The sequence below is a fragment of the Bremerella sp. TYQ1 genome, assembly GCF_020150455.1.
Lineage (GTDB): Bacteria > Planctomycetota > Planctomycetia > Pirellulales > Pirellulaceae > Bremerella > Bremerella volcania_A.
The window spans coordinates 3,901,660-3,917,520 of record NZ_CP083740.1 but is presented as its reverse complement, the minus strand read 5'-3'; the positions used below and the strand labels follow the sequence as shown (position 1 = coordinate 3,917,520).

General features: G+C 54.6%; 15 protein-coding genes. 6 read left to right on the top strand and 9 right to left on the bottom strand.

The genetic code is table 11. The features are described from left to right. Positions 1 to 128: 128 nt before the first annotated feature. The 7 genes from LA756_RS15605 to LA756_RS15575 all read right to left on the bottom strand — a co-directional run bounded on the left by LA756_RS15605 (position 129) and on the right by LA756_RS15575 (position 6,455). The gene (locus LA756_RS15605; RefSeq protein WP_224435650.1) at positions 129 to 1,349 is read right to left on the bottom strand and encodes a VCBS repeat-containing protein; all 1,221 of its coding nucleotides are present in this window, start codon (positions 1,347 to 1,349) and stop codon (positions 129 to 131) included. A 382-nt stretch (positions 1,350 to 1,731) separates the two neighbouring features. Beyond that, on the bottom strand, positions 1,732 to 2,121 hold the full coding sequence (locus tag LA756_RS15600) for a VOC family protein (RefSeq protein ID WP_224435649.1): 390 nt from the start codon (positions 2,119 to 2,121) through the stop codon (positions 1,732 to 1,734). A gap of 85 nt (positions 2,122 to 2,206) precedes the next feature. Next, on the bottom strand, positions 2,207 to 3,403 hold the full coding sequence (locus tag LA756_RS15595) for a Gfo/Idh/MocA family protein (RefSeq protein ID WP_224435648.1): 1,197 nt from the start codon (positions 3,401 to 3,403) through the stop codon (positions 2,207 to 2,209). Between the two features lie 90 nt (positions 3,404 to 3,493). Further along, positions 3,494 to 4,213 (bottom strand): hypothetical protein, encoded by a 720-nt coding sequence (locus LA756_RS15590; protein WP_224435647.1) that lies wholly within the window; start codon positions 4,211 to 4,213, stop codon positions 3,494 to 3,496. A gap of 39 nt (positions 4,214 to 4,252) precedes the next feature. Then, positions 4,253 to 4,948, bottom strand: a complete 696-nt coding sequence (locus LA756_RS15585) for a hypothetical protein (protein ID WP_224435646.1) — start codon at positions 4,946 to 4,948, stop codon at positions 4,253 to 4,255. A gap of 28 nt (positions 4,949 to 4,976) precedes the next feature. Then, positions 4,977 to 5,711 (bottom strand): hypothetical protein, encoded by a 735-nt coding sequence (locus LA756_RS15580; protein ID WP_224435645.1) that lies wholly within the window; start codon positions 5,709 to 5,711, stop codon positions 4,977 to 4,979. 54 nt (positions 5,712 to 5,765) lie between these two features. Then, positions 5,766 to 6,455: a hypothetical protein gene (locus LA756_RS15575; RefSeq protein WP_224435644.1), complete on the bottom strand. Its 690-nt coding sequence runs from the start codon at positions 6,453 to 6,455 to the stop codon at positions 5,766 to 5,768. A 198-nt stretch (positions 6,456 to 6,653) separates the two neighbouring features. Between LA756_RS15575 and LA756_RS15570 the strand changes: the two genes are divergently transcribed. Next, complete coding sequence (locus LA756_RS15570) at positions 6,654 to 8,678, top strand: ATP-dependent DNA helicase (RefSeq protein ID WP_224435643.1); 2,025 nt, start codon at positions 6,654 to 6,656, stop codon at positions 8,676 to 8,678. Between the two features lie 10 nt (positions 8,679 to 8,688). On the opposite strand, the gene LA756_RS15565 is transcribed toward LA756_RS15570, so the two are convergent. Continuing rightward, a complete protein-coding gene (locus tag LA756_RS15565) occupies positions 8,689 to 9,348 on the bottom strand; it encodes an FMN-dependent NADH-azoreductase (RefSeq protein WP_224435642.1) in 660 nt (219 codons plus the stop codon). Between the two features lie 238 nt (positions 9,349 to 9,586). On the opposite strand from LA756_RS15565, the gene hisF reads away from it, so the two are divergent. The 5 genes from hisF (at position 9,587) to LA756_RS15540 (ending at position 14,777) form a co-directional block, all read left to right on the top strand. Further along, a complete protein-coding gene (gene hisF, locus LA756_RS15560; protein WP_224435641.1) occupies positions 9,587 to 10,354 on the top strand; it encodes an imidazole glycerol phosphate synthase subunit HisF in 768 nt (255 codons plus the stop codon). A gap of 67 nt (positions 10,355 to 10,421) precedes the next feature. Further along, a complete protein-coding gene (locus LA756_RS15555) occupies positions 10,422 to 11,570 on the top strand; it encodes a type IV pilus twitching motility protein PilT (protein ID WP_224435640.1) in 1,149 nt (382 codons plus the stop codon). After that, entirely contained in the window at positions 11,570 to 13,339 is a 1,770-nt protein-coding gene (locus LA756_RS15550; RefSeq protein WP_224435639.1) for an ATPase, T2SS/T4P/T4SS family, read from the top strand. Before LA756_RS15555 ends, LA756_RS15550 begins: the two co-directional genes overlap by 1 nt. A 74-nt stretch (positions 13,340 to 13,413) precedes the next feature. Beyond that, positions 13,414 to 13,965, top strand: a complete 552-nt coding sequence (locus tag LA756_RS15545) for a hypothetical protein (protein WP_224435638.1) — start codon at positions 13,414 to 13,416, stop codon at positions 13,963 to 13,965. A 62-nt stretch (positions 13,966 to 14,027) separates the two neighbouring features. Then, on the top strand, positions 14,028 to 14,777 hold the full coding sequence (locus tag LA756_RS15540; RefSeq protein WP_224435637.1) for a DUF4190 domain-containing protein: 750 nt from the start codon (positions 14,028 to 14,030) through the stop codon (positions 14,775 to 14,777). A gap of 26 nt (positions 14,778 to 14,803) precedes the next feature. On the opposite strand, the gene LA756_RS15535 is transcribed toward LA756_RS15540, so the two are convergent. Next, complete coding sequence (locus tag LA756_RS15535) at positions 14,804 to 15,757, bottom strand: sugar phosphate isomerase/epimerase (protein WP_224435636.1); 954 nt, start codon at positions 15,755 to 15,757, stop codon at positions 14,804 to 14,806. Positions 15,758 to 15,861: the final 104 nt, after the last annotated feature.

The following is a 15,861-nucleotide window of genomic DNA, read 5'->3' as shown; positions in this document are numbered from 1 at the left end:
TGGCGGGTGGCAGGTGCATTTCAGTTTAACGATCGAGTCTGTTTTCACCCAGCGTTATTGAAATTTTGCGGCAAAAAATACTAGGAACCTACCGGATAAAAGGCAATGTTTGAGAATTATGCTTGCAGCTATTGAGTTTTATTCCAATAGATCTTCACGTTGTGCGTTTGCCGCCCGACGGCGACGATGTCGGGCTGGCCGTTGGCGTTGAGATCTGCCACGGCTAAATCTTCGACTGCAACCGCCCCGGGATCGACCACATAACGCTTGAATTGAGATCCGTTAGCATCCTGCGGATCGAAGATTCGCACCCCGCGACGCGTGCTGTCGGTTTGATCGTCCCGCACGCCGATGACCAGTTCTTCGTCGGCATCGGCGTCTAAGTTGACGCACCAGACGGCGTGCCCCCATTTCAGTTGATCGTCAAGCACTTGCCGCTTCCAAAGGCTCCGCAGCGGCTGATCTTGTGGCTTGGTATAAACGACGACCTGATTGCCATGCCATGGTTCGATGGTGGCGATGTAACGGTCGCCATTGGCGAGCCGGCCCACTTTTACTTCGCTGGCTCCTCGGCTGGGGCTCGACTCTTGATCGCCGCTCCCGAGTTGCGACTTCGTCCAGCTTCCATCCGCTTGGCGTTCGAGCAGAAACACGCCTTCGTAGCTGGCAGTGATGATGTCGGTTTGTCCGTTGCCGGTGAAATCGATCGGCAGGAAGTTGTGCATCACGTGCAGCGAGTTATCGATCATGTGCAGCGGCCAAGGCTCTGTCGTCGGATTTTCGGGGATCTCGAGTGCGACCAGGCGAACGCCATGTTCGGCGAAGTGAGGCCCTGTGGTGTTTGGGCCGAACAGCGGACCGACGATCAATTCCGGCTTGTCATCTCCGACGACGTTCGCGAATTTGATGCGATGCGTGCTGTGCTCGTTGCGGATCGGATGCACGGCCCAGTGCTTCGCGCTGCTGCCATTCGCTTGGCTACCGTTAGAAGTGATCCACTGAATGGTGCCTCGCTGCGTTTTGCCGCCACCCCAACCGGCTGCAACGGCGAAGTCGAGCTTGCCGTCTCCGTCGATATCGGCCGGGGCAAATGCGACGTTGTCTTGATTGGTTTGCCCAGGACCGAGGATCTCGTGTTCGTTCCAATTGGGATTTTCGAGCCAGACAATTCGATCTTGATCGACGATACAAATATCGAGTTTGTCATCCTCGTTCATGTCGATTAACCGAACGGCGTACCCAACCCCGAGCTCAGTCTTCAACTGCTGCGGCTCGAATGAAAGTTCATCTGCAAAAAGAGGGCAGGGGAGCAAAGTCAGGGCAAGTAGAACAACTGGCAGCAATCGCATGAGTGGCACCTCCAGGGAAAAGGGCAATGCCAGCAATTATCGGGCAAAGAGGTGGCGAAAGCAAACCGGGAAAGAACGGGCAGCCAGGAAGAGCCGCCCACAGTGTCGCTGCGCCTATTATAAACAAGTATTGACCAAGCGTCGAGGAAATATTGGCAAATTATTGCTAAGGTGTTGCCGTGGAATGCATGAGAGATGCACGAAAAATGGGTCACGCTGAGTCATGATTCAGAGGCCGTTAACGACAGCTTGCACGACTAGCGCAATTGCCCGATGCGTAACTCTCGGGGAAAACACACATTCTTAGAAAGTGTTGGTAACGTGTACACGTATTTGTGTAGAATGCGTGCAAAATCTATTTCTTTGGCAACCGAAGCGTTCTCTAACGCAAAAGCTTCTCGACCCTGGTCACCAGTTGTAGGGTTAGGCCCCACGGATCGCGGAGAAAACAGACCAAGTCGCCGTTTGGCTGCGTATTGATCGGGCCTTCTTCTTTCGCCCCGGCTTCAATGAGTCGAGCTCGATCTTGCTCGATGTTTTCCGATACAAGTGCCAAGTGGAAGTGGGCCGGAGGGACCTGGGATTGGTCGGGGACATCGAACTGATCGTTGTAATAAAGCTCGATCAGCATCTGCCCACTGTCGTCCGCCAAGAAATGAGCAAACGGCGGCTGGCTGCTCCCCTTTTGGATGGTCATTCCCAAGTGGACAACATACCAACGAGCAACCGCAATCGGATCAGCAACTTGAAGCGCGAAGTGTTCGATTTTCATGAAGGGGGTTCGGCAAGTGAAGGCATAAAAAACGCCGCTCCCTGACGTTCAGGAAGCGGCGTAAGATGGGCATCTCGGTAAGCAATTAACGGCGAGCCGCTTCGTGCTTCAGTGGCAGCCAGGCACCGTCTTGCTGGCTGCTGGCGACGCACTGTTGGATGAAGTACATGCCTTCCACGCCGTCATGGATGTTCGGGTAGATGGTGTCCTTCTTCTCGAAGTCCTTGCCGGTCGCACGCAGCGCCATCGCGTCGTAGGCACCGCGATAGATATTGGCGAAGGCTTCAAAGAAACCTTCCGGATGGCCGGCAGGGATGCGGCACGCCGCTTTGCCGTTGGGCGTCATGAAATCGGCATCGGGGTTTCGCGTATAGATTTTGTGTGGCTCACCATTTTGGCGAACGATCATTTCGTTCGGGTTTTCCTGTCGCCACTGCAAAGCACCCTTGGTGCCGTCGATTTCGATGGCCAGGTCGTTTTCGCGACCATGGCTGATCTGCGAAGCGGTCAGCGTACCAAGGGCTCCGTTTTCGTAGCGGATAACGGTGGTGCCGTAGTCGTCGAGCGTGCGGCCTTCGACGAAGGTTTTCAGGTGCGTGCTGACTTTGTCCGGCAGAAGTCCGGTCATGTAGCGACCGAGGTTATAAGCGTGGGTACCGATATCGCCATAGGCACCAGCGGCACCACTTTTCTTCGGGTCGCTACGCCATGCGGCTTGCTTTTGGTCGGTATCTTCCAGCTTGGTGCGAAGCCAGCCTTGGATGTACTGAACACGGATGGCGTTGATTTCGCCCAGGTCACCGTTGAGGATCATCTCGCGAGCCTGGCGGATGAGAGGGTAGCCGGTGTAGTTGTGGGTAACGGCAAAAACAGCGCCCGACTTTTGCACGACCTGGTAAAGCTCTTCGGCTTCGTCCATGGTCAGCGTCATGGGCTTGTCGCACATGACGTTGAAGCCTGCTTCTAAAGCGGCTTTGGCAACGGGGAAATGCATGTGGTTAGGAGTAGCAACCGAGACGAAGTCGATTCGTTGATCTTCGGGAAGGGCGAGTTCCTTTTCGATCATCTCTTGGTAGCTGGTGTAGGCCCGAGCTTCGGGGATGTCGTAGTCGGGAGCCGAGGATTTGGCACGTTCCGGATTGGAGCTCAGCGCGCCTGCCACCAATGCAGCACGGTTATCCAGCACGGCAGCCGTGGCATGGACGCGGCCGATAAACGAGCCGGAACCACCGCCGACCAAAGCCATTCGCAATTTACGATTCAGATCACCGTTGGTAGCCATGGGGGCAAATCTCCTCAGAGAATAGAACTGGCAAAGCTAAGGGGTTAATTCGATAGGGAACGCTAGTTTTATCACACCAGGCGGGGCGTGTCATTCCGGCGAGGATTTCTCGGTGACGCTTTGAAACGCGAAAGTAATCTCGTCCCGATTGAGCGTATGCATCGCCCAAAAGGTAAACGCGGCCGGAAAAAGCAGGCAGACCGAATAGTTAGCAAAGGGGATCAGCGACAAGATCAGCCCCAGCCAGGCGATGCGGAGGTTCCTCATCAGTCGGGCTTCGCTCAAGCAAAGTAGTGTCCCGATATGCAGTAAGATGACCGGCAACAGTCCCACGGTGCGATAAAGAATGCCTTCATGCCGCTTGCCTTCGAAGAACTCCATCAGCTCAACACCGACACCAATCGTCATAAGTACCAGCGCGATCAGGCAGCAAATCATGACCACCGTTGTGCAGAGGCGAAGCTCGAAGCGGTACTGTTTGAACTTTTTGGATGAGGTGCCAGGGAAGGAGGTATCTGCGACGTCCGGCTCGTAGTCGATCTTTGAAGCTTCGATGGTCGCCGCAAATGGGTTGCTTTCGGCTTGCGGCGTCGGCTCGGCTTCCAGGCGAATGTTCTCGGGGTCTTTGATTCCCAGCGGGTCTTCTTCGTTAGGAATCGCCAGATCGAAATCGCTGCTGCTAATGGCACCATCTTCGAACGGAATCCGTACGATCGAGAAGCATTCCGGACAGCGAGCCTTTTTGCCTTCCGAGCCATCCGGAACGCGAATCGGCCGCCGGCAGGTGTCGCAGTGAAAGCGGATCGACATAGTCTTCTTTCATCGCAGGAACTAAACGCAGAGACGAGCTCAGTTGCGAAACGATTTTTGCACGTCCGGCTTGCTGAGATGCCAAAGTCCCATCACGCAGAACGGAAGCACAGGGAGGATTAAGAATAACAGCGTAAAGGTGACCAACGACATTATAAACCCGAGCCATGCTTTTGAACGCTCACGTAGTTTCTGGGCGTGCATCAGGTTGAGGATCGTGAAAAACTCTAATCCCATGTACGCGATGGTAAACACGAATATCATCAGCGACGTCATGCTCTGGATAGGAAATTGCAACGTGGCGATGGCGGCTAGGAGCTGCAGACTGATTCCGAGGCCCTGCAATCCGAACAAGATCCATAGGATGACGATCAAGACTTTGGCACAGTATTGCAAGTATTTGGCATCTTGCGATGGCTTAGTCGAAATTACGCGAGCGGTGCTAAGGCCGGGGATCTGATTGGGCGTCGGGTAAGTCGAACTTGACTTGCTCTCGACTGGGGCCGGATCTTGCGGCGAGACATCCCAGAACGACGCATCTTCCTGAGAAAGGCTTTCCGGGGCTAAGTCGATCGATGAAACCTCAGGGGCTGGTTTCGGCGAAAGTTTATCGGGCGGAGCAATGGGGATCCGCTGCGCGTCTTGGCATTGCGGACAGCGGACCTTCTTTCCCTGGTGTTTGGTTCGAACTCGTATCTTTTCTTTGCAGCTGGTGCACTTGAAGATAATGGGCATAAAGCAAGCATGAAAAGACAGGACGAAGCTAAGGTTGTCGGAACGCTGCTTTCACTGAGTCGTCGGCCATGACAATGATTCCCCAGATACCCAAGGGTAGTCCCAGGATGCAACCGAAGCAGCCTGCGAAGGGGGTCAATGAAAGGATGAACCCGGTCATCACCAACGCATAATTCCGCACCGCAAACGCCCGGATCATCGCTCCGATGCAAAGCAGGCTTAGCAAAATTGGAAGCCCAAACATCAGCAGCAGAGCGATCGTAGCGCCGAACATTTCGGCGGGGTCGTTGATTTCGCCTTGGTTTTGAATCTCGACGATCGTCGCGATCAGCCATGCGATGATGGCCAGCAGGCCAAGCGTTGTCGTAATCAGAATGCCGATGGCCGGGCCCATAAGCTTGGAGCGAGCCGCATCGCGCGAAACGGTCGGTCGTCCGTACACAGCGGCGCTGGATGGCGAGCTGTAAGGGTTTTGCTGCGGAGCTCCGAATGGGTCAGGGGCGTCTCCGAAAGGATTTGCCGCAGGAGAGCTGCTGCCGGAGTCCTTTGTTGGTTCCAAGTCGGCGAATAGCGAGTCTTGGTTCGTCGGAGGTGGACTTGGCTGCGACGGCGGAGGGGTCGAAGCAGGCGGGGTGCCGAGAGCGTTTTTGTCCGGGATGACTTGAACTTGCTGGCACTGCGGGCACTTGGTCTTCTTACCTTCGGTGCCGTCTGGCACGCGGATTGTTCGGCGACAACTGGAGCAGGAGAAATCGATCGACATGGTGCGTACCTAACCGGTTCAAGGAGTTTTCATGGTGTCAGGTCAGGCGACCTTTCAGGAAGTAAATTGCCGTTGAACAGAGCTATCGGCGAGAACAATCATTCCCCAAATGCTAATCGGTAACGCCAAGGGGAAACAGCAGGAACAAGGCAGCATCGTGATGATAAATCCGGCCCAGGCCAGGCCGTAGTTTTTCAAGTCACGCGCTTGGAGGAGTCCGAAAAAGGCAAAACCCAACAGCCCGATCGAAAACGCGAAGCCGATCGCGTAGCTGGTCAGCTGAATAACGACATCGTTTCCGCGTGCCCCTTCGCCCACGATATTGACCACCGAAATGATCAGCGTGATCAAGTTCGCGGCAATGCCAAGGCCGGCAAAGACCAGGCAGATTAAAACCGGAGTTTGCAGCTTTTCGATGGCATCCATTCGTGCGGTATTCACACGAACCGCCTCTTCGGTTGCGGCCGGAGCGGCAAACGGATTCGCATCTTCGGCCGGTTCGCGCGGGGCAAATGCTCCGCGGGTCGGGGAAGGCTTCGGTTCAAACGAACCAAAAACGTCCTCCGCTCCAGGAGATCGGCCATGTGAGGATCCTTCGGGGGCATCCTTCAGGCGAAGCTCGTCGGTCTCGGAGGGGACCGGTTGGATGGCTTGGCATTTGGGGCATTTGGTTCGCTTCCCCTCGGCTCCATCCGGGACACGAATCCGGTGCTTGCAAACAGCGCAATCGAAATCGATCGGCATCGTGGCTGACTTTCCCAATGCAGAAAAGGAGACGAAAAGTGGTCTGAGAGTGACCGTGCCCCAGTTTATTCCAAATCGTGTGGCCGCTCCAGCTTACGTCGACACTTTTCCGTTTGTGGTGGGCAGTGAGGGCGAATCCCGATAGAGTGATGGATTGGCAAGCATGCAAAACGGTAACAATCAGTCAAGCAGACACGGATGGATAACCTTTCAATCGGCGATGTCTTAGGTCCTCAGGGGCTGATCGCACGTCGATTAAAACAGTACGAAGATCGCCCCGAGCAGATGGCCATGGCCGAGGCGGTCGGCAAAGCGCTCGCGAAAAACCGTCACCTGGTCGTTGAAGCGGGAACGGGGGTGGGAAAGAGCTTTGCATATCTGGTGCCATCCATTCTGTGGGCTTGCGGTCAGCAAGGAAACGGCGAGAAGTCGCGCCGCGTCGTGATTTCGACGCACACGATCAGCCTGCAGGAACAGCTGCTGGAAAAGGACATCCCGCTGATCAATGCCTCGATTCCTCTGGAATTTACCGCTGTCCTGGCCAAGGGACGTGGAAACTATGTCAGCCTCCGACGATTAGGCTCGGCCGCACTTCGCAGTGCGAGTCTCTTCGATAAAGATGACGAAACGGCCCAACTGCGGATGCTGAAGGAATGGTCCAAGAACACCGCCGATGGCTCGCTCAGCGATTTGGATTACCGACCTGCGATCCGCGTTTGGGATGAAATCGCGAGTGACAGTGGCAATTGCCTGGGACGGAAATGTCCCTCGTACGACGACTGTTTCTACTACAAAGCACGTCGCCGGATGCAGAACGCTCAGGTGCTGATCGTGAATCACGCGTTGTTCTTCAGCGACTTGGCACTGCGGCGAAGTGGTGTCAGCTTGTTGCCTTCGTACGACGCGGTGATCTTCGACGAAGCCCATACGCTGGAAGGCGTGGCAGGCGATCACTTGGGGATGTCGGTCACGTCGACACAGATCGATTTCGCTTTGAACAAACTGTTCAACGAGCGAACCCAGAAGGGATTGCTGGTCCATCACGAATGCACCGATGCAATGAATCAGGTCGTACATACGCGATATCGTGCTCAGCAGTTTTTTAACGAGCTAGATGGATGGCTCGAGGAAAACCCTGGCGGAAACGGTCGCGTCACGGTACCAGAATTGGTGCCAAATGTCCTTTCTCCAGCAATGGCCAAGTTGGCTTCCCTGGTGAAAATGGAAGGGGATCGATTCGAGGAAGAAGGGACTCGACAAGACTTTCATTCGCTGTCGGATCGCATCTTCTTAATGGCGGATTCGATCGAAGCTTGGCGGATGCAGAAGATGGAGCATACCGTATATTGGGTCGAAAGCAGTCAGCAGCGAGGTCCGTACCGCCATGTGAAACTGTTCGCGACACCGATCGAAGTCGGCCCTGTTTTACGGGAAGAGCTCTTTCAAAAGGTTGATAGTGTCATTCTGACCAGTGCAACGCTTTCCTCTTCGCCGAATCAGGGGTTTGAGTTCTACAAAGATCGTGTCGGTATCACCCGGAACGACGAGCTGACCGCCGGCAGTCCGTTTGACTATAAGAAAAACGTGAAGCTGGTTCTCGTTAAGGGAATGCCAGATCCGAGCAATCGCCGCGACTACGATCAGGCCCTTGCCGATATGGTGAAGCGGTATGTCGAGCAAACCCAAGGGCACGCGTTCGTTTTGTTTACCAGTTACGACATGCTGCGAAACTGTGCTTCGCGTGTTTCTCGGTGGATGAATCAGAACGGCTACACGCTGTTCAGCCAGTCCGACGGCATGCCGCGGGGGCAGATGGTGCAGAAGTTTAAGGAGACCCCAGGCTCAGTGCTGTTCGGGACCGATAGCTTCTGGCAAGGGGTGGACGTTCCGGGAGATGCTCTGCAAAACGTGATCATCACGAAATTGCCGTTCAGTGTGCCAGATCACCCGCTGCTACAGGCTCGGTTGAATCAAATCAAAGAACGAGGTGGTCAGCCGTTTTCGGAGTACCAACTTCCCGAAGCGATTATCAAGCTGCGGCAAGGCTTCGGACGACTTATCCGCGGGCACTCCGACAAAGGAATCGTGGTCATTCTCGATCCCCGTGTTCAAACTAAGGGATATGGCCGGGCTTTTCTGAAGGCGCTCCCGGAGTGCCAGTTGGTGGAAGACAGCTTCGCCGGAGCAGGCTCGGCAGGTCCGGCTTGGGACGATTACATCTAGTTGCAAATGCTTAGGCGTTCGGGCAACTCGTTTCTTCGAGCAAGCGTTCGACGAGCGGGCCGATTGCCGAAATGGCTTGTGCTTGAGAATCCTCGAAACGCTGATCGCCAAATTCCTGGTATTCGATATGAATCGTCTCGTGCCGTTCGACCCCAATCAGTCGAGATGCCTCGATGATGTGAGGATGGAGGTGGTTCTTATGGGAAGCAAAGCTGTCCAGCAGTCCCCCTTCGCCAGACGCGGTTAACATCACGAGGGTCTTTCCGTTCTGGACCGGCTCGATCGGATGGTCGCCTCGAGCCAGATCAAACGTGAATGTCTCGTTAATACGAATGACTTGATCGAACCAGGCTTTGAGCGACGCCGGCATTCCATAGTTGTACATGGGCGTCGCGATAACAACGATATCGGAGTGAAGCACTTCGGATATCAGTTCGTCGGACAGCTTAAGAGCCTGCTTTTCAGCGTCGCTGCGGGCATGCTCCGGCTTGAAGACAGCTGCGATCCAGCTTTCATCAATTGCCGGCGGAGGATTCGCTCCGACATCGCGACGGATGATTTCGTCGCTGGGGGCAAGCGAATTCCACGCCGAAGCGAATCGCTGGGCAAGATCACGGCTAAGCGATCGGTTTTGGCGAGCACTGGCTTCAATGAGGAGGATATGGCTCATGAGTGGGGCTCTTTCTTGCGATAATGACAATGGAAGGGGCAGGGCGTTTCGCGGCTAGGATGCCATCGTGGAGCCATTGGTTGCAAACTGGAGGATTACCGACGATTGCCGGCCATACCCAGGTGGGGTTAGTTGACCCTGGCAGCTGTCCGGCTTACAGTAGATTTGCCTTTCTACGGGCCCTTTTCTGGGTTCGAATTTTCCGTGCAACCCTTTCTGAAAGCTGCGGTTAGCATCGATGTTGGCCAGCCGTGTGATTCCGTGTTTGGACGTCGACCAGGGGCGTGTCGTCAAAGGAACGAACTTCGTTCAGCTTCGCGACGCCGGAGACCCGGTCGAAGTCGCTGCGCGCTACGAACGCGAGGGGGCCGACGAGCTGGTCTTTCTCGATATTACTGCCAGTCATCAGCAGCGCGATATTATCCTGGATGTCGTCCGCCGAACGGCCGAAGTGGTGTTCATGCCGCTGACGGTGGGCGGTGGGATCCGGACGATGGAAGACATTCGCTCGCTGCTCAATGCCGGGGCAGACAAAGTCTCGATCAATTCAGCCGCATGCAAAGATCCAGAGTTTGTTCGCCAGGCCGCCAAGCGATTCGGCAGCCAGTGTATTGTGGTGAACATCGATCCGAAGCGGATCATGAAGGATGGCCAGGAAGTGTGGGAAGTCCACATCCACGGCGGTCGCACGCCCACAGGACTCGAAGCGGTGAGCTGGGCGAAAGAGGTCGAAGCCCTCGGGGCTGGTGAAATTGTGCTGACCAGCATGGATCGCGACGGAACCAAAGATGGTTACGACTTGGAAGTCACCAAGGCTGTCAGCGAGGCGGTGACCATTCCGGTCGTCGCCAGCGGCGGAGCAGGGCACCCCGAACACTTGGCCGATGCAATTCAACAGGGCAAAGCCGACGCCGCGCTCGCGGCAAGTATTTTCCATTTTGGCCAGTTCACGATTCACGAAACCAAAGAGTTAATGCGCGACCGAGGAATTTGCGTAAGGCTTTGATTTCGAAGCGGCCGCGAATCAAAATAGAGGGCTTGCCCTCGAACCCAGGAACTGAGGTAGAAGAGTCATGGCAGAAATCGACGCAGCGATAGCCGAGAAGTTTCTCTCGCAAGATAAAGAATATGAAGTCGACAAGATCTTCCGCGCCTTGGTGAAGCTGGAAGGCTCCGACTTGCACATGAAAGTGGGACGTCCACCGATTGTGCGTGTGAATGGTACGCTGAAGAACTTGAATCGCGGGCCGATTGAAGCCGAGGAAATGCTCCGCCTGTTGTGGCCGCTGATGGACGAGCGTAACCAGAACATCTTCAAAGAAAACGGCGGTGCTGACTTTGCGCATGTGGTCGATGTCGACGGCGAGAAGTGGCGTTTCCGTGTGAACATGTTCACCCAGCTGGGCAACATCGGGCTGGTGGCTCGACGTATTAACAACTGGATTCCGAACTTCGAAGGGCTCAACATCCCTCCTGTCATGGAAGATCTGTGCAAGTTCGACCAGGGCATGATTCTGCTGGCGGGGGTGACCGGTTCTGGTAAGAGTACGACGATTGCGTCGATGCTCAACTGGATCAACCGCAACTACTCAAAGCACATTCTGACACTCGAAGATCCGATCGAATTTGTCTATACGGAAGAGAAGTGCCTGATCAATCAGCGCGAGATCGGACAGGATGTGAAGAACTTCGAGATCGCGATGGGCCACGCCGTGCGTGAAGACCCCGACATCATCCTCATCGGTGAAATGCGTGATCAAGAAACGTTCCTCACGGCCATTCACGCGGCGGAAACCGGTCACTTGGTGTTCGGAACGATTCACGCTTCGAGTGCTTCCAGTACGATCGGCCGTATTCTCGACTTGTTCCCTGAAGAAATGCATGGCTCGATCCGTAGTGCTATCGCGTTCAATATGAAGGGGATCGTCGCTCAGAAGCTGCTCAAGTCGATCAAGCCTGGCGTCGGCCGTGTGCCAACGGTCGAGATCATGACGATGAACCCGACGGTCCAGAAGCTGATTCTGGAAGCGAAAGACAGCAAGCTGCCGGACGCGATTCGTATCGGTAAAGATGACGGTATGCAAGACTTCACGATGAGCCTCAAGTCGCTGATTGACAAAGAACTGATCGATCGCGAAACCGCTTTCGCCGTGGCACCAAACGTCGAAGCGCTGAAGATGGCACTCAAAGGCATCAATGTGGCACAACCTGGGATGGTTTAATGCGAAGATTCGCTGGTATGATTTTGGGCCTCTTTTTGCTGGCCCTGGCGTTAAGTTATTTCGGGTTCGAGCCAACGTTAATGGCTCAAGATGGCGGCGATTCGGAACCTGTGAATGTAGGTCCGGAAGTCATCCGTCCGTTGAACTCGTTCATGTTAATAGCCGTCGTGATGTTATTCCTCGCGTGGGTCTACACGACCGACTGGGTCGGCCAAGACTGCCCGGAACGAAAGCTGTCGCAAGCTTCGTGGGTCATCCCCAACGTGCTCGTGTTCGGCTTAACGTTTTGGTTGCTCTGTGCGGCGATTCCGTTCTTTCTCGGCTATATCCTTGCTATTGTGGCTTGGGCTGTGCCGCTGGGCATGTACATCAAAGCCCGCAATGCGCTGGTCGATCCGCACGAACGCGTGATGACGAAAGACCACCTGCGTTATGTCATCGCTGGATGGACCGGAGGCAAAGTCAAACGCGAGTTGAAAGAGCCATGGCAAGAAGGTCCGAATATCGAGATCCAGGCACGCGGCGCCGACGCGAGTAAGAACACCGAGAATCTTTATTCTGCCCACAAGATGCCGGATGCCTATGTGTGGCTGAAGGAACTGATTTCGGAAATGATCACCCGACGTGCGTCGAAGGTGATGATGGATTACACCAAAGATACCGTGGCGATGCGATATCTGATCGACGGTGTCTGGCTTGCCGGCGAGAACCGCGATCGTGAATCAAGCGATCAGATGCTTGCGGTGATGAAACTGCTTTGCAATTTGAGTCCAAACGAACGTCGTGCTCGACAGTCCGGCGAATTTGAAGCGAAGTACGACGTCAAAAAGAAGGTCCTTTGCAACGTTACCGCACAAGGAACGCAAACCGGCGAGCGCGTAATATTTACCGTTCCCGCGGTTACCGCGAAGCTGGAGACGATGGAAGACTTGGGCATGCGAGAAGGCATGATCCAGGAATGTAAAGGCTTGATGGGGGCTCAGAACGGTCTCTTTGTCTTTGCCGCACGCCCTGAAGGTGGTCTGACCACGTTATGGCATACCGGTCTTTCTTCGACGGACCGCTTGATGCGTGACTTTGCAGGGATCGAGGTAAAGGATTGCCGCGAACCGGAGGTGATGAATATCTCTCTGCGGCATTACGACGTCGAGAAGGGGGAGAAGCCAGAAGAGGCGTTGACCTCGGTTATTCGAAATCAGCCCGATGCGTTGTTTATTCGCCGGATCGATAGTCCCGCAGTATTCAACATGCTGCTGGATCAAGCCAATGCGACGCGCATGTGCTTCACGACAGTGAACGCCAAAGAAGATTGTGCCGAGGCGGTGCTGCGATTGTTGTCGCTGAAAGTACCAGCCGACGAATACGCGAGTGCTCTTAACGGTGTGCTTTTCACTCGCATGTGCCGACGCTTGTGCAAAGGCTGCCGCGAAGAATTCCAGCCAAGTGCTGCTCTGTTGAAGCGATTGGGCATTCCGCCCGACAAAGTGGAAAAGCTGTACAAGACACCTACGCCTCCAGGTCCAGACGAACCGAAAAAGCCGCCATGCGAACATTGTGGCGGGATCGGTTATTACGGCCGTGTCGGTATCTTTGAACTGATGAAGATTGACGACGGTATCCGCCGCGCGATCACGAAGACGCCAAAGCTGGAAGCAATTCGTGCCGCCTCAAAACAGGCCGGCAACAAGACCCTTCAAGAAGAAGCGATTCGCCTGGTTGCCACGGGGGTGACTTCGCTGGAAGAAATTAGTCGCGTTCTCAAAGAGTAACTTGCTAGGAACATTCCTTCGACCGGCTCACCCATAACGCCGTCTCATAATATTCAACTTCGGGACTATTGGCCGTGTACTTTTTTGTTTTTGTCGTCGTGCTTCTGTTGGCCCTTTTTGCGGTCTTCTGGAATCAATGCTTTTGGACCAACTTCGTGAATTGCCTGATGGTGATTCTGTGCAGCGCGATTGCCTACAACATTGCTCCTGGGCTTGCCGCACGCATTAACGAGGAAGCCCCGGAGTGGAGCGGGTACACCGAGTTTATCGCAACTTGGTTCCTGTTTTGGAGCTTCTTTACGTCGCTTAAGAAGTACACCAATTACCTCTCCAAATTTCCTGTTCGCTTGGGCAAGAAGGTCGATCACATTTTCGACATTTGCGGCTGTCTGGCTCTGACGCTTGTCATGTACAGTTGGATCAGCTTTACACTGTTTGCCTCGCCGGTCGGGGATCCTAATTTCGTGGACATGATGAACCGAGGCGTTCCTTCATTGGCTGGTCGTACGTATGGATACATTGTCTTTGAAGTTCCTTCGAAGCTGGGTATGGCGAACGAACCATTCAGCATGGTGGACTACGCTCGAACGCGAATGGCACGCGCTCGTGCGGAAGAAGATCGATAGATCTCGAAGTTTCCTTGGCCTCGACTTTTCTTTGTTTCGCAACTCAATCGTCACGATCTCGCATGACCGACACCGTTGATCAACCTTCTGGAAGTGGTTTCTCTGGAGAGAACGAAGACCTTCTCGAGTATCGCGAGCTAAGCCGCCTGGCGATCGGAGGCATGGTACTGGGTGTCGTCTCCGTCCTGGCCATCTTCACGTCGGTGCTCTGGATCATTCCGATCTTGGCGATCGTGTTGTGCCTGGTCGCTTACTACCAGATCTCAAAATCAGAGGTTCTCACCGGCAAAGGAATGGCCCTGATTGGGCTCGCTTTGGCAGGCATCTGGCTAGGGATTGGTGTCACCCAGGGAACCGTGCGCACAAGCGTGATGATGGGGCATTCCCGCGAGATGGCCCAAAGCTGGCTCGATCTCCTTTTGCAAAAGAAAACCATGGAAGCCCACCAGTTGATGTTGCGACCTGGCGGACGGCAGTCCCCAGCGACCCCGCTGGAAGGCTTCTACAGTCAAGATGAAATGGCTCAAGAAGAGCTACAAGGCTTTGAAGATCGCGACGCCGTTAAGGCAATCCTTCAGTGGGAAGGAGCACCGATCGAAGCGAAGTTTCAGTACGATGTGGCGTCCAGCACGTACGAAGGCTCGGACTACGGTCGTCATGCATTTCAGCTGCTCGACAGCAAGTCTGGCAAGCCGCTCTGGGACGTCGAAGTATTGATGAAACGAGAACGGGGCTACGGCGATCAGCAAAACAAGTTCTTTTGGATCGCCGATTCGATCTCGTTAGAAAAGACCTACTCCGACGGGAAGTAGGTCGACCGAAGCAACGGCAAGCGGCTCTAACTCAACGCTTTCTGCACGCTGGCTTTCATCTTGTCGAGTCCCTCTTTAGCAACTTCGAAAGCGTCTCGCTTCCAGTACTCGGGATTGAAGAGCTCCAGCGAAAAGACGCCTTCAAAGCCGTTGCCAACAAGCGTTTGAATCATCGGCGTCAGAGGAGCCACACCATCGCCCGGGAAGACACGTGCACTGTCATTGATTTGTTCTCGCGGCGGTTCGGCGGGGTAGTCGTTCATGTGAAACACGGGTATCACGTTGCCACTAATTGCTGCTAAACCACTGAAGTCGGAGCCACCTTTGTAGATGTGGTAGACGTCCGGCATCATGCAAGCGTTGGGATGATTGGCCTCGACGACAACGAGTGCGACTTCGCCTAAACGATTAAGATTGGTCGAAAAGCCCCATAGTTCCAGCTCCGGAACGACGCCCGTTTGTTGGCCCACTTCCAGCAACGCATGGTATCGTTTGGCGACTTCAAGCAGATCGAGTTTTGGACCGTTTGTGGCACCTGCCGGTGGAGCGGCGATTCGTGTCCCACCGATTTGTGCGAGCAAGTCCATGTCACGTTTAGCGTGCTCGAGGCCAGCTTTGCGTTTTGCTTCGTCGTCGACGATCCATTGAGCGAACCCGATAGCACTTTCCACCTTCAAGCCAGCGTCGGCAATCCGTTTGCCAAGGTCGTGCAGGCTTTTGCCAGAGTCTTTGTGTTCTTGAATCTTGGAGATCCATGGCTCGATGCCGTCGTAGCCAGCTTTCGCGGCGATATCGACTTCTTCTTCAATGGTCAGCTTCTGGCCGCGAATAGTGCTCGTGTTAAAACAGTAGCGGATCTTCGGGCTGGTACTTTTCGAGGCAGGGGCTTCCGTAGCTTGGGCAACGCTGGAACTAGTTGCGGCTATTGCGGCTGCTCCGGACAAAGAAAGCATCTGACGACGATTAAGAAACGCACTCATAAGCCGAAATCCTAAGGTGGGAATTTGTTCGCAGGTCGTTTCATTGTGCTTGGCCGCCGAGGGCCATGCAACGCCGGAAACCGACTTCTTCCGCGAGAAAACGG

Bases quoted from the DNA above. Each gene is read 5' to 3' on its own strand.
- LA756_RS15605 (WP_224435650.1), bottom strand. From the start codon at position 1,349: ATGCGATTGCTGCCAGTTGTTCTACTTGCCCTGACTTTGCTCCCCTGC.
- LA756_RS15600 (WP_224435649.1), bottom strand. From the start codon at position 2,121: ATGAAAATCGAACACTTCGCGCTTCAAGTTGCTGATCCGATTGCGGTT.
- LA756_RS15595 (WP_224435648.1), bottom strand. From the start codon at position 3,403: ATGGCTACCAACGGTGATCTGAATCGTAAATTGCGAATGGCTTTGGTC.
- LA756_RS15590 (WP_224435647.1), bottom strand. From the start codon at position 4,213: ATGTCGATCCGCTTTCACTGCGACACCTGCCGGCGGCCGATTCGCGTT.
- LA756_RS15585 (WP_224435646.1), bottom strand. From the start codon at position 4,948: ATGCCCATTATCTTCAAGTGCACCAGCTGCAAAGAAAAGATACGAGTT.
- LA756_RS15580 (WP_224435645.1), bottom strand. From the start codon at position 5,711: ATGTCGATCGATTTCTCCTGCTCCAGTTGTCGCCGAACAATCCGCGTG.
- LA756_RS15575 (WP_224435644.1), bottom strand. From the start codon at position 6,455: ATGCCGATCGATTTCGATTGCGCTGTTTGCAAGCACCGGATTCGTGTC.
- LA756_RS15570 (WP_224435643.1), top strand. From the start codon at position 6,654: ATGGATAACCTTTCAATCGGCGATGTCTTAGGTCCTCAGGGGCTGATC.
- LA756_RS15565 (WP_224435642.1), bottom strand. From the start codon at position 9,348: ATGAGCCATATCCTCCTCATTGAAGCCAGTGCTCGCCAAAACCGATCG.
- hisF (WP_224435641.1), top strand. From the start codon at position 9,587: ATGTTGGCCAGCCGTGTGATTCCGTGTTTGGACGTCGACCAGGGGCGT.
- LA756_RS15555 (WP_224435640.1), top strand. From the start codon at position 10,422: ATGGCAGAAATCGACGCAGCGATAGCCGAGAAGTTTCTCTCGCAAGAT.
- LA756_RS15550 (WP_224435639.1), top strand. From the start codon at position 11,570: ATGCGAAGATTCGCTGGTATGATTTTGGGCCTCTTTTTGCTGGCCCTG.
- LA756_RS15540 (WP_224435637.1), top strand. From the start codon at position 14,028: ATGACCGACACCGTTGATCAACCTTCTGGAAGTGGTTTCTCTGGAGAG.
- LA756_RS15535 (WP_224435636.1), bottom strand. From the start codon at position 15,757: ATGAGTGCGTTTCTTAATCGTCGTCAGATGCTTTCTTTGTCCGGAGCA.